Genomic DNA, 13,672 nt, shown 5'->3' on the forward strand with positions numbered 1-13,672 from the left:
GTGCAGACACTGGAGCGGGATGACATGGAGGCAGTCAGCAAGGCCTGGACACACGTGCGCGGCAATCTGCGGCGCTCGGCGGGCCAGCGACTGTTCGACCAGTGGCTGAAGCCGGTGGTGCTGATCAAGGGCTCGACCGGCGAAGCCGTGCGTCTGGGCCTGCCTTCGGCGTTCATGACCCAGTGGGTGAAGAATCACTATTCCGAGCGGCTGCTGCTCGAATTCCGCGCGGTGCTGCCCGAAGTGCTCAGCGTCACGATCGAGACGATGGCCGACGAGCCCAAGCAAGTGCTCAAGGTCGAGCCCGAGATCGTGCCGGTGGCGGCGGCCGGTGAGCGGCCGGCATTCGACCCACGCTTCAGCTTCGAGCGATTCGTCGTCGATTCGACCAATCGGGTGGCATTCAACGCGGCGAAGGCCGTGGCCCAGCCGGGCATGCCGCAGTTCAACCCGCTATATCTTCACGCCGGCACCGGCCAGGGCAAGACGCACCTGATGCACGCGCTCGGCCAGGCGTTCCTCGAGGCCAATCCGGAAGCGACGGCGATCTACGTGACCGCCGAGCGCTTCATGTTCGAGTTCGTCCAGGCGCTGCGCAACAAGGATACGCACGCGTTCAAGACGCGGCTGCGCTCGGTCGACCTGCTGATGATCGACGATCTCCAGTTCATCGGCGGCAAGGACGCGACGCAGGAAGAGTTCTTCCACACGGTCAACGAGTTCATGTCGTCGGGCAAAAGGCTGGTGGTCGCCGCCGATCGCGCGCCGCAGGCGCTCGAAGGCTTCGAGCCGCGGCTCGCGGGCCGGCTCGGCTCGGGACTGGTTGCCGACATCAAGCCCGCCGAACTTGAGCTGCGCCGCGCGATCGTGGCGCGCAAGCTGCAGGACATGCCGGCAGTCGACATGCCCGACGAGGTCATCGACTTGCTGGCGGCGCGAATCACGTCGAACGTCCGTGAGCTCGAAGGCGCGCTCAACCGGCTGCTGGCTTATGCCAATCTGTCGAACGAGACGGTGACGATCGACTTCGCGGTGGCGACGCTCGGCGAGGTGCTGCGCAGCGCCCAGCGGCGGATCACGATCGACGAGATCCAGCGCGCGGTATCGAGCCATTTCGAAGTCAAGCAGATCGACCTGATTTCGGAACGGCGCGCCGTGGCGATCGCGCGCCCACGCCAGATCGCAATGTATCTCGCCAAGCGACTCACCACGCGTTCGCTTCCCGAGATCGGACGGAAATTCGGCAATCGCGACCACTCGACCGTGATCCATGCGGTCAAGCGGATCGAGGAGCTGCGCGGCAAGGATGTCGAGATCGACGGCGCGGTGCGCGCTTTGATGCGCTCGCTGGAGGGCTGAACGCAAACCCGTTTCCGTCTCTCACGGGAGGCGGCTTCCCACCCCCAACGGGTGGGGGCGGGGTGGAGGAGACGAGAGCGGGGCAAACGCTATGGTCACGCCTCCACCCCGATTGTCCCGCGCGACGGCGCTCAGGGGACGATGCGGAAGAAGTAGCTGTAGCTGCGTTGCGCGCCCGCGACGGCCACCCGGTCGATCGTCACGTCGTAGATGGTATTGGGCTGGAGCCCGCTCACTGCGAACTGGATGTTGTTGGGCAGGCCATAGCCCTGGGTGTCGTACGACACGCGCGAGACCGTCAGCGTGGCCCCGCCACGCTGACGGACGGTGATCGCGGCATTCGAGAAATCGACATTGGTGTTGCCCCATTTGTTGGTCTTGTTCGAGATCACGCCGAACGAGAGCAATGCGCTCGGGTCGAACAGGCGCGTGGGATAATCCTCGAAGGGCCAGGCGACGAAATCGGGGAGCGTGCCGCTCGGCCCCGCGGCACCGGCGGTGTTGAACACCTTCATCGCCGCGGCGTCGGCGCGGGTGCTGGTGGCGTGCGCGCCCGCGACGCGGCCATAGGCGATCGAGCCGAGGAACGGATCGAGCAGCCAGCGGCGATGCCCGACATTCTCGGCGACGATGTTGTTCACTTCGGTGAGCCAGCCGGCGATGACCTGCTCGTCGGAGATCAGGCCGAGCCCGGCGCCCAAGCCGCCATAGAGATTGCTCGATCCCGAAGCGTCGGCGCCGGCGGCGGTGTAGCAGCGCCAGTTCGTCGGCGGCGTGTGGCTTAGCTGGCCGTTGGCGGCCTGCATCAGCGCCGATTGCTGGGTCGCCGGCTCGTCGGTGGGCGAATAGGTGGCCGGGGGCAGGCGGTGGAGCGCGCGCACCGCGTTGAGGGTCTGGAGCACCTGCTGCGTCACCGCGGGCTTGAGCAGCCCGGGCTGGCATGCGGCGATGTTGGGCGCGGTCGTGTAGAGCGCGGCGGCCGCAGCGAAGAAATCGCCGGGGGCGGGTGTTGGGGTGGGGAAGGGGACGGGTGCCGGCGTGGGCGTCGGGCCGGGCGTTTGAATCGGAGGCGGGACGACCGTGCCGCCGCCGTCGCTCCCCCGCCGCCGCACGCGGCCAGCGCGAGGAGCGGAATCAACAGGACGCTCAATTGTTTACGCATCACAACGCCCTCACGCAGGAGCACTTGAGCGCGCCCTCGGCGCCAAGGTAACGCCGGATTGGCGCTACGTTTCCCTCGAAATGCTTAACAGCCCTTGCCGGCCTTGCGCGCGGCCCAGGCGATGGCGCCGTCGATCAGCGCGAGATGCGTGGGATCGGACCAGCTTTCGGGCTTGTGGCCGAGTGCCGAATAGAAGATGCGGGCTTTGCCTTCGCAACGCCACCAGACCATGGCGTGATGATCGCCCATCCTGTGCTTGGGTTCGAGCCGCATGCCGCGCTCGTCGAGCCGGGCGAGGATATGGGTATCGGCACGCGGTGGCGCGTCCCATGCGTAATATTCCTCGGTCCATGGCCAGCGGGCAGGCAGATGGCGCGTGGCGGGGTGGCTGCGATCTTCGACGATCAGCGTGCTCGCCTGGAACTGGTCGGCGCCGCCCGGATGGCCCATATATTTGCCGCCGATGCCGATCATCGCCTGATACCAGTCGGGATGGCTGCCGTCGCCCGCCGCGTGCAGGCCGACAAAGCCGTGCCCGGCGGCGATCCATGCCTGGAACGCGGCACGCTGATCGGGCGTGAAGAGATCGCCGGTGGCGCTGGCGAAGACTACCGCATCGAATTTCGCGAGCTGGGCGGGGTTGAAAACCGCGGCATTCTCGGTGGCATAGGCGCTCCAGCCGCGCGCGCGGACGCGCTTCTCGACCGCGGCGACCGTGGCGGGAATCGAATCGTGGCGGTAGCTGTTGGTCTTGCTGAAGATCAGGATCGCCGGGCGTTTGAGCGCCGGGAGTTGCGGCGCGACGGCGTCCAATGTCGGGGTGGGAAGGTTGGGGTTTGGCGCCGCCTGGGGACTGCGAACAGTGCCGTGAGCGCCACGATCGACTTGAGCATCTGTATCTCCCTTTCGTCCTTCCCCTTCGCGGGGGTGACGGCTTTCCGGTTAAACCTGCAACCCCACCGCTTCCTGCGCTGCTTTCAGCGTCGGGGCGGCGAGGGCGTTGGCGCGGGCGGCGCCCTTGGCGAGCTGGGCGCCCACTGCGGCGCGATCGTCGAGCAGGCGGGTGAGGCGGTCGCGCACCGGCGCGAGCACCGACACCGCGAGATCGGCGAGCGCGGGCTTGAACGCGCCGAAGCCCCGGCCGGCGAATTCCTCGACCACCGATTGCGGATCGCGCTCGGCGAGCGCGGCATAGATCGTCACGAGGTTCTTCGCCTCGGGGCGCTCGGCCAGGCCATCGAAGCTGTCGGGAAGCAGATCGGCATCGGACTTGGATTTGCGGATCTTGGTCGCGATCGTGTCGTCATCGTCGATCAGGTTGATCCGGCTCATGTCCGACGGCTCGGACTTGGACATCTTGGCGCTGCCGTCGCGCAGGCTCATGATCCGCGGCGCGGCCTTGCTGATCAGCGGCTCGGGCAGGGGAAACAGATCGACGCCGAAATCGGTGTTGAACTTGGTCGCGATGTCGCGGGCGAGCTCGAGATGCTGCTTCTGGTCCTCGCCCACGGGGACATGCGTCGCCTTGTAGACGAGTACGTCGGCGGCCTGGAGCACGGGATAAGTGAACAGCCCGACGCTGGCGCCTTCGCGGTTCTTGCCCGCCTTGTCCTTCCACTGGGTCATGCGGTTGAGCCAGCCCATCCGCGCGGTGCCCTGCAGGATCCAGCAGAGCTCGGCATGCGCAGGGACGCGGGCCTGGTTGAACAGGATCGCGCGATCGTCGATCCCCGAAGCCATCAGGGTCGCGGCCATCTCGATCGTCGAATTGGCGAGCTCCTGCGGACTCACATTGCCGGTGAGCGCATGGAGATCGGCGAGGAAGAACAAGCATTCGCTCTGATCCTGCATCCCCACCCACTGCCGGATCGCCCCCAGATAATTTCCGAGGTGGAGATTGCCGGTGGTCTGGATGCCGGAGACGACTCGCATGATCACTCCTGAACTATATCATCGGTGGGACGGCGCTTGCGGATCAGCGCCTTGATATCGCTGAGCCGGAAGGTGCGGGTGACGAAGCAGGCGACGCCATAGATCGCGCAGCCCGCCACGACCAGCACCAGCAGCGCGCCGTAGCGCTCCACCATATAGCCGTTGAGCCAGGGATCGAGAACGCGATCGAAGGCGAACACCGCCAGCCCCATCAGCACGGCGGCGAGGGCGAGGCGGGGAGGCGGCGGCGCAGCTGAGCGTCGGCATGGAAATGGCCGCGCTTCACCAGCGTGCGATAGAGCATCCAGACGTTGACGGTAGAGGCGAGCGCGGTGGCGAGCGGCGGGCCGATATGGCCGATCGTCGGGATCAAAACGAGATTGGCGATGATGTTGACGACCACCGAGATGATGGCGAAGCGCACGGGGGTGCGCATGTCTTGGCGGGCGTAGAAGCCGGGGGTCAGGACCTTGACGAGCACATAGGAGGGCAGACCGGCCGAGAAGCCGGCCAGCGCCCAGGCGCAGCGCCGCGAATCGACCGCGTCGAACTCACCATATTGGAACAGGCCGCGCACGATCGGCTCGGCGGCGACGATCAATGCGACCATCGCCGGTAAGGTGAGGAACAATGCCAGTTCGATGCCGCGATTCTGGGTCTCCATCGCCTCGGCATCGCGGCCCGAGCTCAATTGTCGGGTGATCGTAGGCAGCAGGATTGTGCCGAGGCCAATGCCGATCATGCCCAAGGGAAGCTGGTTCAGGCGATCGGCATAATAGATGTACGACAGCGAGCCCGAGGCGAGCAGCCCACCGGCGAGCGCCGAGGAGATCAGCAGATTGATCTGCGATGCGCCGGCGCCGGCCGCGGCGGGCAGAATCAGCTTCATCAGCCGCTTGACCTCGGGATCGAGCCTCGGCAGGCGCGGGCGGAGCGAGACGCCGGCGCCGCGGCAGGCGAGCGCCAGCCAGCCGAGTTGGAGCAGGCCGCCAATCGGAATCGAGATCGCCTGCGCCCGCGCGGTCTGCTCTGGATCGCCGTTGAAGAACACCAGAGCGGTGACCATGGCGATGTTGAGCAGGATCGGCGCAGCGGCATTGACCCAGAATTTGTCGAGCGAATTGAGGATGCCGCCGAGCAACGAAGCGAGGCTGATCAGCATCAGATAGGGGATTGTGTAGCGCGACAATTCGACCGCGAAGGCGAACTGGTCGGGCGTGGGATGCTGGCGCGAGAAGCCGCCCGACATCGCCCAAGTCAGCGGCCAGGCGGCGGCGAGCATTACCGCGGTGAGAACCAACAGGATCGCGAACAGGACGGACAGCGATCGTTCCGCGAAATCGAATGCGGCGGAGGGTTCGCCGGTCTCGGCCATCTTGCGGTTGAACATCGGCACGAAGGCCGAGGCGAACGCGCCCTCGGCGAACAGCGCGCGGAACATGTTGGGCAAGCGGAAGGCGATGGTGAAGGCGTCGGACGCGAAATTGGCCCCGACATAGCGCGCCTGCAGCGAGTCGCGGACCAGAGCGAGCACACGGCTGGCCAGCGTGAGCCCGCCGATCGAGCCGAGGCTGCGGGCGAGCTTCATGCTTTCGTCATCCCCGCGAAAGCGGGGACCCATCTCCTGCAGGAGTCAGGAGTTGAAACCGCTGTGGTAGATGTCGTGAGTCCGGGAGATGGGCCCCGCTTTCGCGGGGGTGACGATGGGTTGTCACAATGCCCGTTCCCCCTCAATCGATCAGGCGTTGCCTGCGATCTCGCCCTGCGCGACGTCGCCGGCCTGGGCGCGCTGCTGCAGGTAGATGCCGGTGAAGTCGATCGGCTCGAGCATCAGCGGTGGGAAGCCGCCGTCGCGCACCGCATCGGCGATCACGCGGCGTGCGAACGGGAAGAGGATGCGCGGCGCTTCGCCGAGCAGGAAAGGCTCCATCTGCTCCTGCGGCACGTTGCGGATCGCGAACAGGCCTGCATAGGACAGATCGACCACGAACGCGGTCTGATCCTCGGCCTGCGCCTTGACGTCGATCTTGAGCACGACCTCATAGACGTCCTCGCCGACCTGGCCCGAGCCGATGTTGAACTGGACGTCGATGGCGGGTGCAGTCTGCGACTGATAGACCTGCGGCGCGTTCGGATTCTCGAACGAGAAGTCCTTTACATACTGCGACAGCACACCCGCGACGGGTGCCGTATCGGCCCCATTGGCTGCGGGCTCGCCGAATTCGGCGATCGTGTCGTTCTCTGCCATCGAAGATTCCTCTGCTTGCCGGAAAGTTTCACGCGCGTGGCGCGTTTGTACAGCCAGCGCGCCTAGCAGGGGCGCGAAGGCAGTTCAATCGGGCCGCGTTCGGTCGAGATTTGTAACCCGCGACGCGAAGGCCTATGTACTGTCGCAATGAGGTCGGAGGCCCAGTGTCACTATTCTACGTAATCCTGTTCGCGATGGTCGCCGGTTTTCTGGCGCTCAGGCTCTATTCGGTGCTCGGCAAGCGCACCGGGCATGAGCAGGCACTGACCAAGCCGGCTGAGGAGCGCGTCGGTGCGCAGCAGATGCCGCGTACGATCGATGTCACGCCCGAAGTTCGCGAGACCGCCGGCCGGCCGATCGAGGCCGGTGCCGAGACCGGACTGCGCGCCGTGATCTCCGCCGATTCGAGCTTCGATGTCGCCCAGTTCGTCGAGGGTGCGAAATCGGCTTATCGCATGATTCTCGAAGCCTTTTGGAAGGGCGACGAAGAGACGCTGGGCTGGCTCGTCGAGGATGAGGTTCGCGGCGGGTTCGCCGAGGCGATCGCCGAGCGCAAGGCCGCCGGCCATGTGCTCGACAACCGGCTGGTCGTGATCGAGCGGGCAGTGATTTCCGACGCCGCGGTCGAGGGCAAGGTCGCGCGGATCACGGTGCGCTTCGATGCGGACATCGCGGCGGTGACGCGTGATCAGGACGGCAATGTCGTCGCCGGCTCGCTCACCGACGCCGTCGAGACGCACGACATCTGGACGTTCGCGCGGAACCTCCGCAGCGACGATCCCAATTGGAAGCTCGTCGAAACCGACGAAGCGTAAGAGGGCCGAAACATGCGTCTGTGGGGGACAGTCGCGTCTGCGGCTCTGTTGAGCGCCTGTTCGGGCGGCATTGTACCGCCCGAGGCCGGTCCGGCCCGGGCGCCTGCATCGGCACCAGCTCCGGCACGTGCGCCGTCGCGGCCGGGCAGCCTTCCTGAAACCCCTGTCCATCTGCCCGCGCGGCAGCCGACTCCCGCCACGCCGCTTTCCGCGATGCCTGCGCTCGCGGCACCGGTGGGCGCCGCCACTGCCGCGGCAGCCGGCGTGGTTGCGGGGCCGGCGCTGAACACGCTGCCGATCACGCAGGAAGGCGCCGAGCGCGGCCTTACTGCTTATCGGCTGAGCTGTTCGTCGCTCCAGCGGCGCACCGACAGCACCGGTTTGACCCAGGGAGCCGACTGGGCCGAATCGTGCCGCGCGGCGGCGAATTGGCCGGCCCGCGATGCGCGCGCCTTCTTCGTGCGCTATTTCGAGACGGTGCAGGTGGGCGACGGCAAGGCCTTCGCCACCGGCTATTACGAGCCCGAGATCCATGGCTGCCGCGAGCGGCGGCCGGGCTGTGAAGTGCCGATCTACGGAATCCCGAGCGATCTGATCGATGTCGATCTCGGGCTCTTCTCGGACGATCTCAAGGGCAAGAAGATCCGCGGGCGCGTCGAGGGCAAGAACTTCGTGCCCTATTACGACCGGACCGCGATCGAGGAGGGCAGGCTGCAGAGCCGCGCGCCGGTGATCGCTTATGCCAATGATCCGGTCGAGATCTTCTTCCTGCAGGTCCAGGGGTCGGGGCGGCTGCGGCTGCCCGACGGCGGCCTGATGCGGATCGGCTATGCCGGGCAGAACGGCCGCGATTACACCGGCATCGGCAAGCTGATGCGCGACCGCGGGCTGCTCGGGCCGGGCCAGGCTTCGATGCAGGGCATCATGGGTTATCTGCGCGAACATCCTGAAGAAGGCCGCGCGATCATGCGCGAGAACAAGAGCTTCGTGTTCTTCAAGGAGCTGACTGGCGCGGGGCCGCTGGGGGCGATGGGACTGCCGGTAACCGGCTGGACCAGCGCGGCGGTGGATCCTAAATTCGTGCCGCTCGGCGCGCCCGCCTTCCTGTCGATGGACCGCACCGACGCCACCGGGCTCTGGGTGGCGCAGGATACCGGCGGGGCGATCAAGGGCGCCAATCGCTTCGACACCTTCTGGGGCGCGGGCGACGACGCGCGTGCGATCGCGGGCGGCATGTCGGCGCGCGGAACGGCGTGGCTTCTCCTGCCCAAAGGCGTGCTCGCGCGGCTTACCGCGGCGGCGCCAACGACGCCGTGAAACGGACATTGGCGCCCGACGAAGCGGCGCTGTGGAAACGCGTGATCGCGACGGTGACGCCGTTGAAGGCGAAGGCCAAAGTGGCGACGGTAGAGACTCCTCTCTGCAAAAGAGGGGCAGGGGTGGGTGCGAGCGGCAAAGCTGCGAGCCCTGTGCCGCTCGCGTGTGTGCCGAAAGAGTCTCCGAAGCGCGCGGACGCGCGCGCTCACTCCCAACCTCTCCCAAAAAGGGAGGGACTAAACGCTACCCTCGACGGATCGTGGGATCGCAAGCTCTCGCGGGGCCTCATCTCGCCCGAATCCAGCATCGATTTGCACGGGCACAATCTGGCCTCGGCCTATGACCGGCTGGATCACGGGCTCGAACAAGCAGTCCGGCGAGGCGATCGGGTGCTGCTTCTGATCACCGGCAAGCCGCCCCGCCCCGAATCCGAGCGGCCGCATGCGCGTGGAGCGATCCGCGCGGCAGTGGGGGACTGGCTGGCATCGTCGCGGCATGCCGACCGGATTGCCGCGGTGCGTGCCGCACATCCGCGGCATGGCGGCAGCGGCGCGCTCTATATCATACTCCGCCGGCCCAAGGCGGCGCCGCCACGAAATTCTTAACTTATGTCTGCAAGGGTGCTCTCCGGGAGATACAAGCGGGGGTTGAGCGGCCGAAGTGGAAGGGGTTTCGCTAAAGAGCCGGGCGATCGCGTTTGCGATGTGTGCCGGGGCGGTGGCGTTCATCCTTGCCGTGGCCGCCGCGTCGGAAGGTACTCTCACAATCGAATCGGGCGGCCGCGCGCTGATCGCCGCGGTCATCTGCGGAGTGATGTGCTGGGCTTCGGCCGAGCGCAGCATCGCCGCCACCGCGGGCGCGATCGACGCCGCGATCGAGCGCCTCGCCGCCGCCGCGCATGGCGACCTCCAGAGCAAGATACCCGAGGAGGTCGAGCGCTGCGTGCCGCCGCTCGCCAAGGCGATGGACGGGCTGTTCCACCAGCTTCACGAGAATCTCGAAAGCGTTCAGCGGCTCGCGATGTTCGATCCGGTGACCGCGCTCGCCAACCGCACCAATTTCCGCCGCACCGCCGAGCGGATGCTCGCCGAACTGCCGCAGGGCGAGAAGGCGGTGCTCTATTTCATCGATCTCGACCGCTTCAAGACCGTCAACGACACGATGGGCCATGCGTCCGGCGACGCACTGCTCGGCATGGTCGCAAATCGCTTGCGCGCAGTGGGCGACCGCTTCGCTGCCGAGGGGCTATCCGCACGCCGCTGATCGGGCGTCTTGCGGGCGACGAGTTCACGATGTTCTTCCCCGAACTTCGTAACATGCGTGATGCCGATCGGATCGCGCGCGGCGTGCTGTTCGCGCTTTCGGAGCCGTTCGACCTCGCCGACCAGGAGATCACGATCGGCGCCTCGATCGGCGTGGCGATGCGCCCGGAGCACGGGACGACCTTGCACGACCTGATGCGCGCGGCGGATGCGGCGATGTACCACGCCAAATCACTGGGCCGTGGACGCGCCGAGCATTTCACCGAATTCCTCGCGGCGCAGATCGCCGAGCGGGCGCAGCTCGAGAGCGACTTGCGTACCGCGATCGACCAGGATCAGTTCACGCTTGTCTTCCAGCCGCAGGTGAGCGCCGCCGATGGCCGCATCGTCGGTGCCGAAGCGCTGCTGCGCTGGCGGCATCCCGACGGGCTCAAGCTGCCGGGTGCGTTCATCCAGCGCGCCGAGGAGACGGGACTCATCGTCGAAATTGGCGAATGGGTTGTCACCAATGTCGCGGAGACGATCTCGCGCTGGGGCAAATTAGGCATTCAGCAGCGGCTGGCGGTCAATATCAGCCAGCGCCAGATCGATCACGCCGAGTTCTTCCGCCGGCTGCGCGCGGCGATGCACGCGGCGCGCGCGCCGGCGAGCCTGCTCGAACTCGAGATCACCGAGACGCTGGCGATGCATTGCTCCAGCGAAGTGCTCGATGCGATCGCAGCGCTCCGCGCCGACGGGGCCAGCGTCGCGATCGACGATTTCGGCACAGGCTATTCGAACCTCGCGCGGCTGCGGCAATTGCCGGTCGACCGGGTCAAGCTCGATCGCAGCCTGATCGAGTATGTCGCCGAACAGCCCGAGGCGCGGACGATCGCACAGGCAGTGATCGGGCTGGTCCATGGGCTCGGCTGCGAAGCGGTGGCCGAAGGGATCGAGAGCGAAGCGCAGGCCGCAGTGCTGCGCGTGATCGGCTGCGACGTGCTGCAGGGCTATTCCATTGCGACGCCGATGCCCGAGGAAGCCTTTCTCGCCTGGGCACGCGCTGTCGAGCCGCGGCGGATCGCGAGCTAGGCGCGCACGCGCCGCAGCACTTCCTCGTACACGTCCGCCAATGCCGTAAGATCCGCGAGCGCGACTGCTTCGTCGAGCTTGTGCATCGTTGCGTTGATCAGCCCGAATTCGACCACCGGGCACAGCTTGACCAGATAACGTGCGTCCGACGTACCGCCGCTGGTCGACAGCTCGGGCGTGACGCCGAGCTTCGCCTCGATCGCGGCGGCGACGAGCGCTGAGAGCATGCCGGGCTGGGTGAGGAAGGACTCGCCGTATACGGTGCCTTTGACCTGCGCACCCGGCGCGTGGCGCTGGACGATCTCCTCGATCCGGGCAATCAGCGCGGGGCCATTCTGCAGATCGTTGAAGCGGATCGAGAGGCGCGCGCGCGCATTACCGGGGATGACGTTCGTTGCTGGGTTGCCGGTGTGAACATCGGTGACAACCACGTTCGAGGCCTGGAACCAGTCATTGCCGTCATCCAGCACGATCGCGTCGATCTCGGCGAGCGCGGCAATGAGGCGGGGGATCGGATTGTCGGCGAGGTGCGGGTAGGCGACATGACCCTGGCGGCCCGGCACGTCGATCCAGATCACGGTCGAGCCGCGCCGGCCGATCTTGATCGTGTCGCCGAGGCGGTTTGCCGATGTGGGTTCGCCGACGAGGCAGAGATCCGGCTTCACGCCGCGCTCGGCCATGCGCTCGATGAGCCGAGGAGTCCCGTACGTGGCGGGACCTTCTTCGTCGCCGGTGATGATCAGGCTGAGCCTGCCTTCCGCCGGCACGCGTGCGGCCGCTGCGACGAAGGCGGCGATCGCTCCTTCATGTCGACCGCGCCGCGGCCGTAGAGCAGCTCGCCGCGCACCTCGGGGACGAAAGCGTCGCCGGTCCAGCCGGGGCCGGGAGGGACGACGTCGAGATGGCCGGCAAAGGCGAAGTGCGGCCCGGCATCGCCGCGGGTGGCGAGAAGATTCTCTACCGGGCCGTCGGGCGCCTCGCCCTCGACGAAGCGCTCGACCGTGAAGCCCAGGGGGATCAGCGCTGCCTCGAGCACGTCGAACACGGTGCCGCGGGCCGGGGTGACGCTCTCGGCGGCAATCAGCGCCTTGGTGAGTTCGATGACGTCGGGCAAAGGCTCTCCAAATCCAGTGGAGGTGGCATTGCCCAAGCTCGATCTCGATACAATCCCGCAGACCAATGCAACCGGCTATCCGAAGCCGTATTCGGACGTCGTGCAGGGGCGCTGGTATCGGCGGCTGGCGCCGGCGAGCGGGATCGGCGATTTCGGTTTCACCCATGTCACCCTGAAGCCCGGCGCCTGGTCGTCGCAGCGGCACTGGCACGAAGGCGAGGACGAGTTCGTCGTAATGTTGAGCGGCGAGGCGGTGCTCGTCGATGACGCGGGCGAGACGATGATGCGCCCCGGCGACATCGCCGCGTTTCCCAAGGGCGACGGCAACGGCCATGTCCTGCAGAACCGCAGCGACGGAGATTGCGTTTTCATTGCCGTCGGCCGGCCGGCCGAAACCGACTGCCATTATCCCGACATCGACATGCATCTGCCGGCGGGAGAAGGGTTTCGGCGCAAGCACGGCGGAACCCTGTAGTTTTCCATAACGCGCGATTCAGCCGAGCTTCATGGATGCCCGCTATCATGGCCGCATGCGCTGGATGCTCCTCTTGTCCGTGGTCGCGTTGAGCGTCGCCGATGTGGCGGCGTTTTCGGGCCGGCACCTGGTCGGGATCGGCCATGTCGCGCGCGATCAGATCGAGAGCATCCGCATTCGCGCCGACGAATATACCCGCACTCCGGCCTGACGCGCTCAGCCGCTCGCCGGCTTCTCGAACTGCTCGATCACCCAATCCTCTTCCTGCGCCGCCGCGATCCAGTCCTGCATGAAGGGATGCTGGAGCACCGCGAGCATATAGCTCTGCGCGAAGCGGGGACGGGGAGCGAATAGGTCACGATCTCGCGTCACTACCGGCGCGAACATGATGTCGACCGCGCCGAATGCGCCGAACAGGAACTCGCCGTCGCCGCCGAAGCGCGCACGGGCCTGCGCCCATAATTCCATGATGCGGCCCAGTTCGACGATCACGTCGGGATCGGGCGTGCTCGGGGGATAGACCTGACGGATGTTCATGCCGTGCTTGCGGCGGAGCGACGCGAAGCCCGAATGCATCTCCGCCGCCATCGATCGGGCCATTGCGCGGGCGACCGGATCGGTGGGCCAGAACTTGCCGCCGCCGGTCTTGTCGTTGAGATATTCGACGATCGCGAGGCTGTCCCACACCACTGCCTCGCCGTCCCAAAGGATCGGCACCTTGCCGGAGGATGGCGCGAACTCGTCGCCCTGGCGGCGCTTGTCCCAATCCGCGTCGTAGAGCGGCACCACGACCTCTTCGAACGGCAGCCCGGACTGCTTGCAGGCGAGCCAGCCGCGGAGCGACCAGGACGAATAGGCCTTGTTGCCGATGATGAGCTTCATGGGCAGGCGGGATAGCGGCGCGACGGAGCGGGGGC

The 13,672-nt window shown here is 66.6% G+C and carries 11 protein-coding genes and 3 pseudogenes; 7 read left to right on the plus strand and 7 right to left on the minus strand.

The genetic code is table 11. From position 1 onward, the window contains the following. Positions 1–24: 24 nt before the first annotated feature. Positions 25–1,359, plus strand: a complete 1,335-nt coding sequence (dnaA, locus tag PIB19_RS00005; RefSeq protein WP_271239151.1) for a chromosomal replication initiator protein DnaA — start codon at positions 25–27, stop codon at positions 1,357–1,359. A 131-nt stretch (positions 1,360–1,490) separates the two neighbouring features. Here the strand turns inward: dnaA and PIB19_RS00010 are convergent, their stop codons facing one another. From PIB19_RS00010 to secB, 5 genes and pseudogenes are all read right to left on the minus strand, one after another. Beyond that, positions 1,491–2,471, minus strand: coding sequence for a CAP domain-containing protein (locus PIB19_RS00010; RefSeq protein ID WP_271239152.1), 981 nt, complete (start codon positions 2,469–2,471; stop codon positions 1,491–1,493). Between the two features lie 134 nt (positions 2,472–2,605). Further along, a complete protein-coding gene (locus PIB19_RS00015) occupies positions 2,606–3,334 on the minus strand; it encodes a ThuA domain-containing protein (protein WP_271239153.1) in 729 nt (242 codons plus the stop codon). Positions 3,335–3,463: 129 nt separating this feature from the next. Then, entirely contained in the window at positions 3,464–4,453 is a 990-nt protein-coding gene (gene trpS, locus PIB19_RS00020) for a tryptophan--tRNA ligase (protein WP_271239154.1), read from the minus strand. Positions 4,454–4,455: 2 nt separating this feature from the next. Then, positions 4,456–6,041: pseudogene (gene murJ / locus PIB19_RS00025) on the minus strand (murein biosynthesis integral membrane protein MurJ). Positions 6,042–6,191: 150 nt separating this feature from the next. Beyond that, positions 6,192–6,701 (minus strand): protein-export chaperone SecB, encoded by a 510-nt coding sequence (secB, locus tag PIB19_RS00030; protein ID WP_271239155.1) that lies wholly within the window; start codon positions 6,699–6,701, stop codon positions 6,192–6,194. Between the two features lie 194 nt (positions 6,702–6,895). Here secB and PIB19_RS00035 point away from each other — a divergent pair, with 194 nt between their 5' ends. The 4 genes and pseudogenes from PIB19_RS00035 to PIB19_RS00050 all read left to right on the plus strand — a co-directional run bounded on the left by PIB19_RS00035 (position 6,896) and on the right by PIB19_RS00050 (position 11,166). Further along, positions 6,896–7,516 (plus strand): Tim44/TimA family putative adaptor protein, encoded by a 621-nt coding sequence (locus tag PIB19_RS00035; protein WP_271241064.1) that lies wholly within the window; start codon positions 6,896–6,898, stop codon positions 7,514–7,516. Positions 7,517–7,528: 12 nt separating this feature from the next. Next, positions 7,529–8,833 carry a murein transglycosylase A gene (gene mltA / locus PIB19_RS00040; RefSeq protein ID WP_271239156.1) on the plus strand — a complete coding sequence of 435 codons (1,305 nt, stop codon included), beginning with the start codon at positions 7,529–7,531 and terminating at the stop codon, positions 8,831–8,833. A gap of 8 nt (positions 8,834–8,841) precedes the next feature. After that, a complete protein-coding gene (locus PIB19_RS00045) occupies positions 8,842–9,438 on the plus strand; it encodes a Smr/MutS family protein (RefSeq protein ID WP_271239157.1) in 597 nt (198 codons plus the stop codon). Between the two features lie 55 nt (positions 9,439–9,493). After that, positions 9,494–11,166: pseudogene (locus PIB19_RS00050) on the plus strand (putative bifunctional diguanylate cyclase/phosphodiesterase). Here PIB19_RS00050 and dapE read toward each other — a convergent pair. After that, positions 11,163–12,280: pseudogene (dapE, locus tag PIB19_RS00055) on the minus strand (succinyl-diaminopimelate desuccinylase). The pseudogenes PIB19_RS00050 and dapE overlap by 4 nt on opposite strands. A gap of 28 nt (positions 12,281–12,308) precedes the next feature. On the opposite strand from dapE, the gene PIB19_RS00060 reads away from it, so the two are divergent. Together PIB19_RS00060 and PIB19_RS00065 are read left to right on the plus strand one after the other, a co-directional pair. Then, positions 12,309–12,755, plus strand: coding sequence for a cupin domain-containing protein (locus tag PIB19_RS00060; protein WP_271239158.1), 447 nt, complete (start codon positions 12,309–12,311; stop codon positions 12,753–12,755). A 64-nt stretch (positions 12,756–12,819) separates the two neighbouring features. Next, positions 12,820–12,966 (plus strand): hypothetical protein, encoded by a 147-nt coding sequence (locus PIB19_RS00065; protein ID WP_271239159.1) that lies wholly within the window; start codon positions 12,820–12,822, stop codon positions 12,964–12,966. 5 nt (positions 12,967–12,971) lie between these two features. Here PIB19_RS00065 and PIB19_RS00070 read toward each other — a convergent pair whose 3' ends face one another. Next, positions 12,972–13,637 (minus strand): glutathione S-transferase family protein, encoded by a 666-nt coding sequence (locus tag PIB19_RS00070; RefSeq protein ID WP_271239160.1) that lies wholly within the window; start codon positions 13,635–13,637, stop codon positions 12,972–12,974. Between the last annotated feature and the right edge of the window lie 35 nt (positions 13,638–13,672).

Source organism: Sphingomonas sp. 7/4-4 (assembly GCF_027941955.1).
In the GTDB taxonomy this organism is placed as follows: Bacteria; Pseudomonadota; Alphaproteobacteria; order Sphingomonadales; family Sphingomonadaceae; genus Sphingomonas.